This is a genomic window from Sphingomonas oleivorans, assembly GCF_003050615.1.
In the GTDB taxonomy this organism is placed as follows: Bacteria; Pseudomonadota; Alphaproteobacteria; order Sphingomonadales; family Sphingomonadaceae; genus Sphingomonas_H; species Sphingomonas_H oleivorans.
This window is the reverse complement of sequence record NZ_NWBU01000007.1, coordinates 56,541-72,100: the sequence shown is the minus strand read 5'-3', so window position 1 is coordinate 72,100 and position 15,560 is coordinate 56,541. Positions and strand designations below refer to the sequence as shown.

Genomic DNA, 15,560 nt, shown 5'->3' with positions numbered 1-15,560 from the left:
CCTTCCCCCTGCCCCCTAGATGCTGTTGCCGGCGGGCGCATCGGCGATACGGCGGCCCGGCTCCCTGGAGACGCGCACCACCATGCGCGACGGATCGCGCATGTCGAAGCGGACATAGCCCTGGCCGAGCAGGCGCACCGCCTGATCGCGATGCGCGAAATAGGCGAGCGCATCCGCCGCGGCCTTGCGCCCCTCGGGCAGCGCCAACGTCTCGCCCGACTGGAAGCGCAGATCCCAGCGGCGGTCGCCGATCCAGGTGGCGCCTTCCAGCATGGCATGGAGCGAGGGCTGCGCCTTGATGAGCGCGGCCAGCTCGGCGGCATGGTCATTGGCGCCGGGGCCGATGACGAGCGGAAGCTGATCCGGCATGGCGGCGGGATCGACAGCTGCTATCACCACGCCCTTCTCGTCGATCAGCGCGAGGCGGCGCTGATGCTGCCAGACGGCGGTGGGCTTGCGCTCGACGATATCGACCACCAGCGTATCGGGCAGGCGGCGCGAGACGCGCGCCTCCGCGATCCAGCCGAGCTGGAGCAGGCGCTGGCGCGTGCCTTCGAGATCGACGAGCGGCATCGCCCGCGCCCGCTGCTCGCGCGCGATCATATAGACCGCGTCGCGATCGACATTGGCGCGGCCGGCAATCTCGATATTGCGGACGACGAAGCCCATGCGGCCGATCGCCTCGCCAATCTCGATCCCGATCATCTGCGGCAGGCGCATCGCGATGAGGCCCGCGAGGATCGCCGCCAGCACGAGCAGGGCAAGGGCATAGTTGCCGATACGCTTCAGCGTCTCGGCCGGGATCGGGATCGTAGCAAGCATGGCGGCGATGCGCGAGGGGCGCGCATTTTTCGGCTTGCGGATGGTCGGCCGCTTGGCGCGGCTGTTGCCGCGACCGATCCTGGGCGCCGAAACGCCCGCGCTCACAATGCTTCCTCCACGATCCGCTGGACCAGTTGCGGGTAGCTCATGCCGACATGTTTCGCCTGTTCGGGCACGAGGCTCAAGGGCGTCATGCCGGGCTGGGTATTGACCTCGAGCAGATAGAGGCCGGCCTCGCCCAACTCCTCGTCCCAGCGGAAATCGGAGCGGGACGTGCCGCGGCAGCCGAGCACATGATGCGCCTTGAGCGCCATCGCCATGGCCGACGAGGCGATCTCCGCCGGGATCTGCGCAGGGCAGATGTGGAGCGTCAGCCCATCGGTATATTTGCTGTCATAATCATAGAAGCCGCTCTTCGGCTGAAGCTCGGTGACGGCGAGCGCGCGATCGCCGAGCACCGCGACCGTCAGTTCGCGGCCCTTGATGAAGGGTTCGGCGAGCAACGTGTCGAAATGCTTCCATGGCCCCTCGACATCGCGGCCGATAGGATTGCCGTAATTGCCATTGTCGGTGACGATCGCAACGCCGACCGACGAGCCTTCATTGACCGGCTTCAGCACATAGGGGCGCGGCAGCGGATCGCGGGCGTAGAGGCTTTCGGACGCGACGATCATCCCGCCCGGCATGCGGATGCCATGGGGGATGAGCTCATTCTTGGTGAGCTGCTTGTCGATCGCGATGACCGAGGTGGCGAGGCCCGAATGGGTATATTTGAGGCCCATCAGGTCGAGCATGCCCTGCACCGTGCCGTCCTCGCCGGGGCAGCCGTGAAGCGCGTTGAACACCACGTCCGGCGCGGCCTCGGCAAGACGCGCGGCGACGTCGCGGCCCATGTCGATCCGCGTGACCTTGTGACCCAGCGATTCGAGCGCGTCGGCGACGCCCTTGCCCGAGGTGAGCGACACTTCGCGCTCGGACGACCAGCCGCCCATCAGGACGGCGACATGAAGGGGGGGGATGCTCATGCGGGATTTCCCACGCGCTGGATTTCCCATTCGAGAAGGATGCCGGATTTCTCGGCGACGCGGCGGCGGACCTCCTCCCCCAGCGCCTCGATCTCGGCCGAGGAGGCGGAGCCGAGGTTGAGGAGGAAATTGGTGTGCTTTTCGGAGACCTGCGCGTCGCCGTTGCGAAGCCCCCGACAGCCGGCGGCGTCGACGAGCGCCCAAGCCTTGTGGCCATCGGGATTCTTGAAGGTGGAGCCGCCGGTGCGGCTGCGCAGCGGCTGGCTCGCCTCACGCTCGGCGGCGATGCGGTCCATCTCCGCACCGATCGCGGCAGGATCGCCGGGCGTGCCGGCGAACAGCGCTTCCACCACCACCGCGCCTTCGGGAAGCATGCTGTGGCGATAGCTGTAGCCGAGCTTAGCGGCGGGCCAGGTCTCGATGCTGCCGTCGCGCAGGACGAGCGTGGTTTCGATCAATATGTCGCTCGCATCGCGGCCATAGGCGCCGGCATTCATGCGCACCGCGCCGCCGACCGTGCCCGGAATGCCGCGCATGAATTCAAGGCCGGCAATACCCGCGTCGCGCGCGGCGGAGGCAAGGGTAATCCCCATGGCGGCACCGCCCGCACGGATGCGATTGCCGGGCTCGACCGAGACCTTGGCGAAGCTCTTGGGCAGGCGCACGACGATCCCCGGAACGCCGCCATCGCGCACGATCAGGTTCGATCCGACGCCGACCGGCAGCACAGGAACCGATGGATCGAGGCGGCCCAGGAAAGCGGAAAGATCGGCCACATCGGCGGGACGCACGAGCCATTCGGCTGGCCCGCCCGTGCGGAACCAGATGAAGTCGGCGAGCGAGGCATTGGCCTCGATCGTGCCGCGCAGTCCGTCGTCGAAGGGCCGGGCCGGCTTCATGCAGCCACCTTCCGCACGGCGGCGATGCCGTCCGCAAGGCCCGCCGCCCATTTGGTGATGTCGCCCGCACCGAGGCAGATCACCATGTCGCCCGATTGGACGACATCCGCCAGCGCGCCGGCAAGCGCGTCGGGGCCGGAAATCTCCTGCGCATTGCGATGGCCGCGCATCTTGAGGCCCGAGACGAGCGCTGCGGCATCGACGCCATCGATCGGCTGCTCGCCCGCCGCATAGACGGGCGCGACATAGACGATGTCGGCATCGTTGAAGGCGGACTGGAATTCGGTGAGCAGATCGCGCAGCCGGGTGTAGCGATGCGGCTGGACGACGGCGATCACCCTGCTCTGCGCGCCTTCCCGCGCGGCGGAGAGGACGGCACGGATCTCGACCGGATGGTGGCCATAATCGTCGATGATGGTGACACCGTCGGTCTCGCCAACCTTGGTGAAGCGGCGCTTCACCCCGCCAAACTTGGCGAAGCCGTTGGCGATGATGTCGTCCGATATGCCGAGCTCGAGCGCGACGCCGATCGCGGCAAGCGCATTCTGCACATTGTGGCGGCCGGGCATGGGCAGCTCGATATTCTCGATCGAGCGGGTAGTGCCGTCGCGATGGCGGATGATCGCCTCGAAACGATTGCCGCCGGGGATCGGCGTGACGTTGACGCCGCGCACATCGGCCTGCGCCGAGAAACCATAGGTGACGACGCGGCGATCGCGGACACGCGGGATGATCGCCTGCACCTCCGGATGATCGAGGCAGAGCAGCGCCGCGCCGTAGAAGGGGACATTCTCGACGAACTCGACGAAGCTGTCCTTCACCTTGTCGAACGTGCCATAATGATCGAGATGCTCGGGATCGATATTGGTGACGACCGCGATCGTTCCGTCGAGACGCAGGAAGCTGCCGTCGCTCTCGTCGGCCTCCACCACCATCCAGTCCGACGCGCCAAGGCGGGCGTTGGAACCATAGCTGTTGATGATGCCGCCATTGATGACGGTCGGATCGACGCCGCCCGCATCGAGGAGGGCGGCTACCATCGAGGTGGTGGTCGTCTTGCCATGCGTGCCGGCGATGGCGACGGTGGACTTGAGGCGCATAAGTTCCGCCAGCATCTCCGCGCGGCGGACGACGGGAATGCGGTTCTCGAGCGCGAGCTCGACCTCCGGATTACCGCGCTTGATCGCGGTGGAGGTGACGACGACGGCGGCATCGCCGAGATTTTCCGCCCTATGGCCGATGGAGACGGGAATGCCGCGCTTGCGCAAGCCCTCGATCACATAGCCTTCGGCGACGTCGGAGCCCTGAACCTTGTAGCCCAGATTGTGCATCACCTCGGCAATGCCGGACATGCCGATCCCGCCGATGCCGATGAAATGGATCGTGCCGATGTCGGTGGCGACACCCTTCATGCAAATGCTCCCTTGAGCTGTCCTGATGCCGGAGCGTCCACGGGCAGGCCGTCCATCACCGGGGTAGGCCCGAGCCGCTCGATGAGATCGGCAAGGTCCTGCGCGGCATGGGGACGACCGCAGGCGCGGGCGCGATTGGCGGCGTTTAGCAATGTTTCGGGCTCCTCGGCCAGATGCAGCATCTGGCGCGCCAGCTCCTCCGGCGTGAAATGCGACTGGGCGATGGCGCGCGCGCCGCCGCCTTCCGCCATCTCGCGGGCATTGGCCGTCTGATGGTCGTCCATCGCGGACGGAAGCGGAACGAGGATCGCCGGGCGGCCGGCGACGCTGACATCCGCTATGGTCGAGGCGCCCGCGCGCGCGATGACGAGATGGGCCAAGGCCAGCTTTTCGGGCAGATCGGCGAAATAGGTGGCGAGATCCGCCGGTATGCCGAGAAAGCCATATTTGGCCCGGACCTGCTCAATATCCTCGGGCCGGCACTGCTGCGTCACCTGAAGCCGCTGGCGCAGCGGCATGGGAAGCTGGCCGAGGCCATCGGGCACGACATCGGAAAGGATCGTCGCCCCCTGGCTGCCGCCGGTGACGAGCACGCGGAACGGGCCGTCTTCGGAAAGCGGCGGGAAAGGCTGATTGCCGATTTCCTTGACGATGTCGCGCACCGGATTGCCGACGAGGACGGTCTTCGCCTGATATTTGGGCTTCAGCCGATCGACCTGCGGATAGGCGGTGGCAATCGCATCGACCTTCCCCGCGAGCAGGCGATTGACGCGGCCGAGCACGGCATTCTGCTCATGAACGGCGGTGGGGATGCCATCCTTGAGCGCCGCGAGAAGTGCCGGAAACGCCGGATAGCCACCGAAGCCGACCACGGCGGAGGGCCGGAAGGTCTCGTTCAGGCGGCGCGCCATGTCGCGGCCCGCGAGGATCGAGCGGCCCGCGCGCAGCCAGCCGATCGGCCCGCCCGACAGCCGCCCGGCGGGCAGCACATGCGTCTGCACGCCATCGAACAGGCCGGGGATCTTGGCGCCACGCTCGTCCGTGACCAGCGCGACATGATGGCCGCGCCGCATCAACTCCGCCGCCAGCGCATGGGCGGGGACCATATGGCCGCCGGTGCCGCCGGCGGCGAGGACATAGTGACGGACGATATTGGCGGGCTTGAGGCTCATCGACCGTTCCATTTCACGACATAGGGCGAGCGATTGAGATACGGGTTGGCGCGGGTGAAGGCTAGCAGAAGCCCGAAGCCGATCGACAGCGCGACCATCGAGGAGCCGCCATAGCTGATGAAGGGCAAGGTCATTCCCTTGGACGGCGCGATCTGGACATTGACCGCCATGTTGATGAGCGCCTGAAGCCCGAACTGGGCGACGAGGCCGGCGGAGGCGAGGAGAAGGAAATCATCCTCCTCATGCAACAGCTTGATGAACACGCGCACGACGATGGCGAGATAGATGAAGGCGATGGCGAGGCAGGCGACCAGGCCGAATTCCTCGCCGATCACCGAGAAGATATAGTCGGTATGCGGCTCGGGCAGGCGGAATTTCATCGTGCCGGCGCCGGGCCCGGTGCCGATCAGCCCGCCATTCGTGAGCGTATTGTGCGCGCTGTCCGTCTGATAGCTGTCGATCTGCGCGCCATCCTCGGCAAGGCCGAGAAAGGCGTCGATGCGCGTGCGCGCGACCGAATAGAAAAGATAGGCGGAGATGATCAGTCCCACCCCCGCCGCGCCAAGCCCCGCCAGGAAACGGATGGGCGCGCCGGACAAAGTAAGCAGCAACAGCCAGATGGAAGCAAAGATCACCGTCTGGCCGAAATCGGGCTGCTTCATCAGCAGGAAGGCGACGAGGCCGATCATCGGGAAAGACAGCCATATCACGGGAAGGCTGCCATCCTTCGCCTTGAGCGAGAGGAGCCAGGCGAGCGTGACCGTGAAGAGCGGCTTCAGAAATTCGGACGGCTGGACCTGGACCGGGCCGAGATGGATCCAGCGCTGCGCGCCGTTCACCTCATTGCCGATCATCGGCACGAGCGCGAGCAGAGCGACGAAGATGCCGGCGCCGACCATCGCGGCGCGACGGGCGACAGGCTTGGGCAGCATCGAGACGCCGATCATCACCGGCACCGCGATGGCGATCCAGATCGCCTGACGATAGAAATAATAAAGCGGCGGGAAAGTGAGGTTCGCGTTGGAATAGCGCATCGCGGCTGCCGGCGAGGCCGCGGCGACCGCGATCAGGCCGATGCCGATCAGCACCGTGACGAGCAGCAGCAGAACGCGATCGATTTCCCAGAACCAGGTGCCGAGCGGCGTGCGATCGGCCCGGCCGAGGCGCGCGCCCCGGCCGCGCTTGCGGCGGCGCTCCTGCGCCTTGTCGCGCACGTTGCGCCTGCCTTGATCGATCGCCCCGCTCGCCATCAGAGCGCCTCCACCGCAGCACGGAAGGCATCGCCCCGCGCCTCGAAATCGCGAAACTGATCGAAGGAGGCGCAGGCGGGCGAGAGCATCACCACCTCGCCCGGTCGCGCGGCGGCGGCGGCGGCGCGGACGGCGGCCTCCAGCGTACCGCTTTCCGTTACCGGCTTGCCCGCCGCGCGCATCAGCCGCGCGAACATCGGCCCCGCCTCGCCGATCGTATAGGCGGCGCGGACATGATCGAAATGCGGCGCGCATGCGTCGAGATCGTCGGTCTTGGCGATGCCGCCGAGGATCCAATGGATCGCGGGATAGGCGGCGAGCGCGGGCGCGGTGGAGGTGGGGTTGGTCGCCTTGCTGTCGTTGACGAAGAGCAGGCCGTCGCGCTCGAGGACGCGCTCCATGCGGTGCGGCAGGCCGGGATAGGTGCGCAGACCCTGCTCGATCAGCGCATCCGATATGCCGAGCGCGCGGGCGGCGGCGATGGCGGCGGCGGCATTTTCCGCATTGTGCGGCCCCTGGAGCGCAGGCCAGTCGTGCTGACGCGAAGGCTCGACGGCATGGACCAGCGCCCATTCGGCAGGCGCGCCGCGACGCGCATATTCGACAGCCGCAATCCGGCGCGTGCGATCGTCATCGCCGACGATCACCGCCCAATTATGAGGCGACTGCATCGCGAAAAGCCGCGCCTTCGAGGCAACATAGCCGGCGAAACCGTCATAGCGATCGAGATGGTCGGGCGTGATATTGAGCAGCACCGAGACGTCGCAATCGAGGCTATAGGTAAGATCGATCTGGTAGCTCGAAAGCTCCAGCACATAGATGCCGCCTACGGGCAGCGGATCCTGCCCCAATATCGGCAGGCCGATATTGCCGCCGAGACGCGCGGGAATGCCGGCCGTCGCGACGATATGGTGGATCAGCGCAGTGGTGGTCGACTTGCCGTTGGTACCGGTGATGCCGACGACCTTGTGCGGCGGGAGCGACGCGCGCGCCTGGGCGAACAGCTCGATATCGCCGATCACGGGGACGCGATCGGCATCGGCGCGCGCCTTCAACGGATGGCGGTTGAGCGGCACGCCGGGAGAGACGATGATCGCATCATAGCCGGCGAGGCTATCGGACTTCGGAAAATCGGTGATGCCGACGGCGGGATGGCTTGTGCGAAGCGCCTGGCGCGCCTCCTCCCGATCATCCCAGGCGACGACCTGCGCGCCCGAGGCGGCGAGCGCCGCGACGGTCGCGAGGCCCGACCGGGCGAGGCCGAGCACGGCATAGCGTTTGCCGCGAAAGGCGGGGCTCGTGATCATCGAAGCTTCAGGGTCGCGAGACCCGCCAGTGCGAGGACGAAGCTGATGATCCAGAAGCGGATCACCACGGTCGGCTCCGACCAGCCGAGCTGCTCGAAATGATGGTGGATCGGCGCCATGCGGAAGATACGCCTGCCGGTGCGCTTGTAGAAGAAGACCTGGAGGATCACCGAGACCGTTTCCAGCACGAACAGGCCGCCGACGATCAGCAGCACGATCTCATGATGCGCGACCACCGCGATCGCGCCGAGCGCGCCGCCAAGCGCGAGGCTGCCCGTATCGCCCATGAAGACGGCGGCGGGCGGCGCGTTGAACCAGAGGAAGGCGAGGCCGCCGCCGATGATCGCGGCGGTGAGCACCGTGAGATCGCCCGCGCCCAGCACATGCGGAATGCCGAGATAGTCCGCGAAACGGGCATTGCCGACCATATAGGTGATGACGAAGAAGGCGAGGCTGGCGATCACGACGGGCATGGTCGCAAGCCCGTCCAGCCCGTCCGTCAGGTTCACGGCATTGCCGAAGCCGACGATGATGAAGGCCGCGAAGAAGATATAGAGCGGGCCCAGATCGATCACCGGCCCGTTATAGAAGGGCACGTAGAGCGCGGTGCTGCTGCCCGAAATGATGATCCAGCTCGCGACGCCGGCAATGGCGAATTCCATGGCCAGACGCGTCCTGCCGGACACGCCCTTGTGGCTGCGCTTCTTCACCTTGTCATAATCGTCGAGGAAGCCGATCAGCCCGAAGCCGAGCGTCACGAGCAGACAAGCCCAGGTATAGCGGTTCGAAATGTCCATCCAGAGCAGGAGCGAGATGGTGACCGCCGTGAGGATCATCAGCCCGCCCATGGTGGGCGTGCCGACCTTGGCGAGATGCGTCTGGGGGCCATCCGAACGGATCGGCTGGCCCTTGCCCTGCCGCATGCGCAGCCAGCCGATGAACTTCGGCCCGATGATGAGGCCGATGAACAGCGCGGTGACCGCCGCTGCGCCCGCCCGGAAGGTGATGTAGCGAATGAGGTTGAGCAGCCCGGGGAAGCCGAGCTGTTCGGCGATCAGATAGAGCATTCGATGTTCCCGGCGGCCAGCGCGCCGTCCTTCAGATGATCGACGAGGCGGACGAGCCCGATGGCGTTGGATCCCTTTACCAGCACGGCATCGCCGGGGCCGATCAGGCCCGGAAGATTCGCCATGGCGGCCGAGGCGTCGGGCACATGCGCGAAATCGATCCGCCCCTCAAGAGCCTTGGCGAGCGCCGCCATTTCGGGGCCGACGAGCAGTGCGAAACCGACGTTCGCCGCGATCATCGGCTCGGCGAGCGCGGTATGGAAGGCGGCGGACTTCTCCCCCAGCTCGCGCATCTCGCCGAGGATGGCGATGCGACGGCCGGCCACCTCCTCCTCGCCGAGCAGCTTGAGCGTGGCGGCCATGGAAGCGGGATTGGCATTATAGGCCTCGTCGATGAGGAGCGCGCTCCCCTCTCCCACCGGCGCGGCGATGCGGCGGCCACGCCCGGGCAGCCCGGCCATGTCCGCGAGCGCGAGGCCGGCCGCCGTGAGATCGCCGCCGACCGCCTCGACCGCGGCCAGCACGGCGAGCGCGTTCGACACCCAATGCGCGCCCGGCGCGGCGATGGTGAAGGTGAGCTCGGCCGTGCGGAGCCTGGCCGAAACGAGCGTGCCGGCGGGCATACGGATCGCCTCGCGCGCAAAGATATCCGCCTCCTGCGCGCGGCCGAAGGTGACGATGCTGCCCGCATGCGGCCGGGCCGCGGCGATCAGCCGGTCGCGATGCGGGCTGTCATAAGGAATGATCGCGGTGCCGCCGGGCTCGAGGCCCTGGAATATCTCGCCCTTGGCATCGGCGATGGCGCTTTCGTCCGGGAAATAGGCGCTATGGGCGGGCGCGATCGCGGTTACGATCGCGACATGGGGGCGGACGAGGCGGGTGAGCGCGGCAAGCTCGCCCGCATGGTTCATGCCCATTTCGAAAATGCCGAAGCGCGTGTCGGCAGGCATGCGCGCCAAGCTGAGCGGCACGCCGGTATGATTGTTGTAGCTTTTGACCGAGCGATGCGCGCGGCCGGGATCGGCGCGGTCGAACGCGGCGAACAGCGCCTCCTTGGTGCCCGTCTTGCCGACCGAGCCGGTGACGCCAATGATCTTCGCCTGCGTGCGGGCGCGGGCGGCGACGGCCAGCGCGTTCAGCGCGGCGGTCGTATCGGCAACCAATATATGGGGGCGATCGATGGGCGTGCTGACGATCGCGCCCGCCGCCCCTTGCGAAAAGGCGCCGGCGACGAAGCGGTGGCCATCGGTCGCCTCGCCCTTGAGCGCGATGAACAGGTCGCTCGGCCCCACTTCGCGCGAATCGAAAGCGACGCCGGTGACGGCGAAGTCACCACTTGCGGTGCCGCCCGTGGCGGCCGCGATCTCCGCGGCGGTCCAGAGGCTCATGCGGCGCACTCCCGGGCGACGCTGACATCGTCGAAGGGCAGGACGCGATCGCCGACGATCTGGCCCTGCTCATGCCCCTTCCCCGCAAGCAGCACGATATCGTCGGGGCCGGCCTCGGCAATGGCGGCCGCGATCGCCTCGCGCCGATCGCCAATCTCGATCGCGCCGGGCGCCCCCGCCAGCACGTCGCGCCGGATGGCGGCGGGATCCTCGCTGCGGGGATTGTCGTCGGTGACGATGACATGATCGGCGAGCCGGACCGCCACCTCGCCCATTTCGGGGCGCTTGCCGGTATCGCGATCGCCGCCCGCGCCGAACAGCACGATCAGGCGCGAACGGGCATGCGGCTTCAGCGCGGCGATGGCGGCTTCGAGACCATCGGGCGTATGCGCATAATCGACATAGACGGGCGCGCCGGCCCGGCTGATGACCGCGCGCTCCAGCCGGCCGCGCACGGGCGCGACGCGGGCGAGATGCCCCAAGGTGGTGCGCAGATCGCCGCCGGTGGCCAGGACGAGACCGGCGGCGGTGAGCGCATTGGCGGCCTGGTATGCGCCGATCAGCGGCAGCTTCACCGTATGCACGGCGCCTTCCGCCTCGATCAGCAGCGTCTGGCCGAGCTGGCTAGGCTCGCGCGAGACGAGCCGGAGCGTCTCGCCCCGGCCGCCGACGGTGAGGAGCCTCAGGCCCCGTTCGGTCGCCAGCTCCGCGACACGGGCGGAGGCGGCGTCGTCCGCCCAGACGACCGCCGCGCCATCCGGATCGACCACCTCGGTGAAGAGGCGGAGCTTGGCCTCCAGATAGGCGTCCATCGTGCCATGATAATCGAGATGATCGCGGCTGAGATTGGTGAAGGCGGCGGCGCGGACCGGAAGCCCCTCGATCCGATATTGCGAAAGGCCGTGGCTCGACGCCTCGAACGCGGCATGGGTGACACCTTCGCGGCGCAGCCCGGCCATATTGGCGAGGAAGGTCACGACATCGGGCGTGGTGAGCCCGGTCGAGACCTGATCGTCGGCGGTGGTGACGCCGAGCGTGCCGATCGAGGCGGCATGATGGCCCGACATGCGCCAGAGCTGGCGGACGAGCTCGACCGTCGAGGTCTTGCCGTTGGTGCCGGTGACGGCGACGGTGGTTTCCGGGAAGGGCGCGAAAAAGGCAGCGGCCAAGCGCGCGAAGGCGCGACGCGGCTCCGCATCGGCAATGTGCAGCGCGCCCGACACGACGGCTTCGGGCCGGGTAACGATGGCGACCGCACCCGCCGCGATCGCCGCCTCTATATAATCCTCGCCATTGAAGCGGCTGCCACGAAAGGCGCCGAACACGGTGCCCGGCGCGACCTTGCGATGATCGATGGCGAAACCCGTGACCCTGGCATCGCCATCGCGCACGGATTCCAGCGGGATGGATGCTGCGGCAATCAACTCACTCAATCGCATTCGGATTGGCCCCTTCAGGCTCCCAGATCAGCGGCAAGGCATCGGACACGTCCACATCGCGGCTTTCATCCGGCATGACGCCCAGAAGCGGCCCAATACGCGAAAGCACCTTGGAAATCACGGGGGCCGCCGTCCAGCCGGCGGTCGCGAAACCGAAAGTTTCCTTGGTGCCCTTGGGCTCGTCCAGCATCGCGATCACGACATAGCGGGGATCGTCCATCGGAAAGGCGCCGGCGAAGGTGGAGACGAGCGACTTGTGCGCATAACCGCCGAGATGCGGCTTTTCCGCCGTGCCCGTCTTGCCGCCCAGGCGCAGGCCGGGGGCATTGGCATTCTTGCCCGTGCCCTTCATCACGACGAGGCGCATCAGCTCGCGCATCCGCGCGCTGGTCGCCTCCGAAATCACGCGGCGGCCCTGCGGCACTTGCGACGAATCACGCTTGAGCAGCGTGGCCGGCCGCCAGACGCCGCCATTGACCATCGCCGCATAGGCATTTGCGAGGTGAAGCGGCGTGACCGCGATGCCATGGCCATAAGCGACCGTCATCGTCGTGGTGCGCGCCCAGAATTTGGGCCAGAGCGGCATGCCGCGCGCGCCGAGCTCGATATCGGCGGGCTTGTCGAAGGCGAGCCTGCGGAAGAAGGCGGCCGTCCGCTCCGGCCCGAGCTCGTCCGCGATCCGGGCCGTGCCGATATTGGAGGAATGGATCAATATTTCGGGAATGGTGAGCCAGCGTTTCTCGGGATGATCGTCCTTGATCCGAAAGCGGCCGACCTGGAGCGGCGCGGTGGCGTCATAACGCTGCGCCATGGAGGTGACGACGCCGCTTTCGATCGCATTGGCGAGCGTCAGCACCTTGAAGGTGGAGCCCAGTTCATAGACGTTGAGCGTCGCCTTGTTGGCGAGATCCTCGACCCGGCTGAAGCTCGGCCGGTTGGGATTATAGCTCGGCAGCGAGGCCATGGCGATCACCTCGCCCGTATGCGCATCGAGCACGAGGCCGGTGGCGCCGATCGCCGAATGGCGGATCATCGCGGCGTTGAGCTCGCTCTCCATCGCCGCCTGCACGCGCGAATCGATCGAAAGCTGGACGGGCTGGCCGCGGCGCGCGGGATCGCTGAGCCGCGCGTCGAGCACGCGCTCCATGCCCGTCACGGCCTTTCCGTCCTGATCGAGATAGCCGAGGACGTGGCTCGCCAGATTGGCCTGGGGATAGAGGCGTTCGGGCTCGCGCCCGAAGGCGATGCCCGGCTCGCCGATCGCATTCACGCGCCGCACCAGATCGGGCACGGCGCGGCGGCGCAGATAGACGAAGCGCTTGGGCGAATTGAGGATGGCGAGATATTGCCCCTCGCTGCGTTCGGGCATCAAGCGGGCGAGATCCGCGGCGATCAGCCCCTTGTCACCGACGATCTTCTGCGGATGGACGGCGATCGACCAGGCATCGATCGTGCTGGCGAGCGTCATGCCGTTGCGATCCACAATGTCGCCGCGCGCGGGCAGCAGGCCGTCGCGCGCCTGCCCCGCCTCGGGCCGCCCCTCAAAGGCGAGCAGATAGACGAGCCGCACGCCGATGATCGCGGTCACGCCCATGAACAGGAGCATGACCACCATCAGCCGGAAATGCGCGACGGAAATGGCCTCCGCGCGCTGACCCGCGACGCGCTCGGCCGCGCGATCCCGGTCGCGGCGGACGGCGACGGCAGTCATCGGGCGCCGGGCTTCGCCGAGGCCTGCTCCATCCGCGCGATCCGGCCGATGTCATCGGGCAGCAGCACCGCCTTGACCGGCTCGGGCGCGATCCGCTCGGCCTTGGGCCTGATATAGGTCGCCTGACGCAGCAGCGGCTCGGGCGCAGCCGGCGCCGGAGCGGCCGGCTGGGCAGCGGGAGCCGCCGGCGCGGTGGAGGCAGGCTGATAGGCCACGCTGCGCACCGCACCGCGCTTGGCCTCGACCGTCGGATCGAGGGGCAGCGGCGTCGCCTGGTTGAGGCTGGCGAGGCGGACCTCGCTATCCATGAACTGGCGCGCGCCGGGTGCGGCGAGGCCGAGCACGGCGGCATTCCACCGTTCGAGCTGGGGCATGCGGCTGCGCGTCATGATCTCCATGCGCAGATGGCGGATCGCCTGCTGCCCTCTAAGGATATCGCGCTCGATCAGGGCGAGCTCGGCCCGCTCGGCCGCAACGCGCTGCGAGATGAGATAGCAGAACAGCGCCGCCACGGCGACTGCCGCGACCAGCCACACCGAGCGGAAACGCGTGGCGATCATGAACGAAGACCTTTCGGAACAGCGGCCCAGGGGGAAGCGGCGGTGCGGCGGGCGACACGCAACGTTGCGGAACGGGAACGGGGATTGCGGGCGAGTTCGGCCTCACTCGCGCGGACGGGCTTGGCAACCGCCTCGAAACTGGCTTCGCGCGTCTCGCCGGCGGCGGGGCGATGACGCGAGCCGGCGGGGGTGGCACCACTGCGTTCGCGCAGGAAGCGCTTGACGATGCGATCCTCGATCGAATGGAAGGAGACGACCGCCAGCCGGCCGCCCGGGCGCAACAGGCGCTCGGCGGCAGCAAGCCCTTCCTCCAGCTCCTCCAGCTCGCGATTGAGATGGATGCGGATCGCCTGGAAGGTGCGGGTGGCCGGATCCTTCTTGTCATGCTCACGATAGCCGAGCGCGCGGCGCACGACATTGGCGAGTTCCGACGTACGCGTGATCGGCCGGGCGGCGACGATCGCGCGGGCGACGCGGCGCGCGCGCGGCTCCTCCCCCAGCGTGAAGAGGATATCGGCGATCTCGGCCTCGTCAGCATTGTTCAGGAAATCGGCTGCGCTTTCGCCTTCCTGCTCCATGCGCATGTCGAGCGGGCCATCGGCCTGGAAGGAGAAGCCGCGATCAGCGCGATCGAGCTGCATCGAGGAGACGCCGATATCGAGCGTCACGCCGTCGACCGCCTCGATGCCGCGCTCCGCCAGCGCATCGGCCATGCGCGAGAAGCGCTCGGGCACGAGGATGAGGCGCCCCTGACTTTCGGCGACCAGATCCGCGCCCTCGGCGATCGCATCGGGATCGCGATCGAAGGCGAATACGCGCGCGGCGCCCCGGCCGAGAATGGCGCGCGTATAGCCGCCGGCACCGAAAGTGCCGTCGACATGGGTTTCGCCCTCGGCAATGGCGAGGCCAGCAAGCACCTCCTCCAGCAGCACCGGGATGTGGCGATCGGGAGCCGCGCTCATGCCTTGCCTCCCCGTTCCGCCAGCAGGAATTCGAGGTTGCGGCAGTTGCGCTTCTTGTCCGACTGGGTCTCCAAATAACGCTGGGGATTCCAGATCTGGAAGGTCTGGCCCGCACCGACGAAGAAGGCGAGATCGGTGATGCCCGCGATCGCGCGGAGCAGCGGCGAGAGCACCATACGCCCGCCCGCATCGAAGGAGACCGGGCTCATCGCGCCGAAGGCATCGGCCTGCGCATCGTCGAGCGCCATCATCGCATCGACCCCGTCCATGCCCTCCACCCGGCGCTGAAGCTGCTTGAAGAGGATGCTGGTGTAGGTCGCGTCGAAGGCCTGGAGACAGGGATGCGCCTCATGCTCGCCGAGCGAGATGGTCTTTTCGTCCAGCGTGTTGCCGGCGGCGGCGGCGGCGCGCGCACGGCGATCGATGATGCTGCGGAAATCGGACGGCAGCGACACCCGTCCCTTCGCGTCCACCGCGTTCAGCGCACTGCCGAGGAAGAAATCGACGATTTCCACGCGAAGGACCCTGTTCGACGAGCCAGAGGCC

General features: G+C 67.5%; 14 protein-coding genes. All 14 read right to left on the bottom strand.

Going from position 1 to position 15,560, the window contains the following annotated elements; translation table 11 throughout:
- Nucleotides 1-15 precede the first annotated feature (15 nt).
- From CLG96_RS08570 to CLG96_RS08505, 14 genes are read right to left on the bottom strand one after another with little or no spacing between them, the layout of a single operon-like run.
- Nucleotides 16-927 (bottom strand): cell division protein FtsQ/DivIB, encoded by a 912-nt coding sequence (locus CLG96_RS08570; RefSeq protein WP_107967473.1) that lies wholly within the window; start codon nt 925-927, stop codon nt 16-18.
- Nucleotides 924-1,847, bottom strand: a complete 924-nt coding sequence (locus CLG96_RS08565) for a D-alanine--D-alanine ligase (RefSeq protein ID WP_107967472.1) — start codon at nt 1,845-1,847, stop codon at nt 924-926. The genes CLG96_RS08570 and CLG96_RS08565 overlap by 4 nt, the downstream gene beginning before the upstream one ends.
- The gene (gene murB, locus CLG96_RS08560) at nt 1,844-2,746 is read right to left on the bottom strand and encodes a UDP-N-acetylmuramate dehydrogenase (RefSeq protein WP_107967471.1); all 903 of its coding nucleotides are present in this window, start codon (nt 2,744-2,746) and stop codon (nt 1,844-1,846) included. Before murB ends, CLG96_RS08565 begins: the two co-directional genes overlap by 4 nt.
- Nucleotides 2,743-4,158 (bottom strand): UDP-N-acetylmuramate--L-alanine ligase, encoded by a 1,416-nt coding sequence (gene murC, locus CLG96_RS08555; RefSeq protein WP_107967470.1) that lies wholly within the window; start codon nt 4,156-4,158, stop codon nt 2,743-2,745. The genes murB and murC overlap by 4 nt, the downstream gene beginning before the upstream one ends.
- Nucleotides 4,155-5,330 (bottom strand): undecaprenyldiphospho-muramoylpentapeptide beta-N-acetylglucosaminyltransferase, encoded by a 1,176-nt coding sequence (gene murG, locus CLG96_RS08550; RefSeq protein WP_243395703.1) that lies wholly within the window; start codon nt 5,328-5,330, stop codon nt 4,155-4,157. Before murG ends, murC begins: the two co-directional genes overlap by 4 nt.
- Nucleotides 5,327-6,580 carry an FtsW/RodA/SpoVE family cell cycle protein gene (locus CLG96_RS08545; RefSeq protein WP_107967468.1) on the bottom strand — a complete coding sequence of 418 codons (1,254 nt, stop codon included), beginning with the start codon at nt 6,578-6,580 and terminating at the stop codon, nt 5,327-5,329. The genes murG and CLG96_RS08545 overlap by 4 nt, the downstream gene beginning before the upstream one ends.
- Nucleotides 6,580-7,887 (bottom strand): UDP-N-acetylmuramoyl-L-alanine--D-glutamate ligase, encoded by a 1,308-nt coding sequence (gene murD / locus CLG96_RS08540; RefSeq protein ID WP_107967467.1) that lies wholly within the window; start codon nt 7,885-7,887, stop codon nt 6,580-6,582. Before murD ends, CLG96_RS08545 begins: the two co-directional genes overlap by 1 nt.
- Nucleotides 7,884-8,954: a phospho-N-acetylmuramoyl-pentapeptide-transferase gene (mraY, locus tag CLG96_RS08535; protein WP_107967466.1), complete on the bottom strand. Its 1,071-nt coding sequence runs from the start codon at nt 8,952-8,954 to the stop codon at nt 7,884-7,886. Before mraY ends, murD begins: the two co-directional genes overlap by 4 nt.
- On the bottom strand, nt 8,942-10,342 hold the full coding sequence (locus tag CLG96_RS08530; RefSeq protein ID WP_107967465.1) for a UDP-N-acetylmuramoyl-tripeptide--D-alanyl-D-alanine ligase: 1,401 nt from the start codon (nt 10,340-10,342) through the stop codon (nt 8,942-8,944). The genes mraY and CLG96_RS08530 overlap by 13 nt, the downstream gene beginning before the upstream one ends.
- A complete protein-coding gene (locus CLG96_RS08525) occupies nt 10,339-11,781 on the bottom strand; it encodes a UDP-N-acetylmuramoyl-L-alanyl-D-glutamate--2,6-diaminopimelate ligase (protein ID WP_107967464.1) in 1,443 nt (480 codons plus the stop codon). The genes CLG96_RS08530 and CLG96_RS08525 overlap by 4 nt, the downstream gene beginning before the upstream one ends.
- Nucleotides 11,768-13,492 (bottom strand): peptidoglycan D,D-transpeptidase FtsI family protein, encoded by a 1,725-nt coding sequence (locus CLG96_RS08520; RefSeq protein ID WP_107967463.1) that lies wholly within the window; start codon nt 13,490-13,492, stop codon nt 11,768-11,770. The genes CLG96_RS08525 and CLG96_RS08520 overlap by 14 nt, the downstream gene beginning before the upstream one ends.
- Nucleotides 13,489-14,052: a hypothetical protein gene (locus CLG96_RS08515; protein WP_107967462.1), complete on the bottom strand. Its 564-nt coding sequence runs from the start codon at nt 14,050-14,052 to the stop codon at nt 13,489-13,491. Before CLG96_RS08515 ends, CLG96_RS08520 begins: the two co-directional genes overlap by 4 nt.
- Nucleotides 14,049-15,014, bottom strand: coding sequence for a 16S rRNA (cytosine(1402)-N(4))-methyltransferase RsmH (rsmH, locus tag CLG96_RS08510; RefSeq protein ID WP_107967461.1), 966 nt, complete (start codon nt 15,012-15,014; stop codon nt 14,049-14,051). Before rsmH ends, CLG96_RS08515 begins: the two co-directional genes overlap by 4 nt.
- Nucleotides 15,011-15,529: a division/cell wall cluster transcriptional repressor MraZ gene (locus CLG96_RS08505; RefSeq protein WP_107967460.1), complete on the bottom strand. Its 519-nt coding sequence runs from the start codon at nt 15,527-15,529 to the stop codon at nt 15,011-15,013. Before CLG96_RS08505 ends, rsmH begins: the two co-directional genes overlap by 4 nt.
- Nucleotides 15,530-15,560 lie beyond the last annotated feature (31 nt).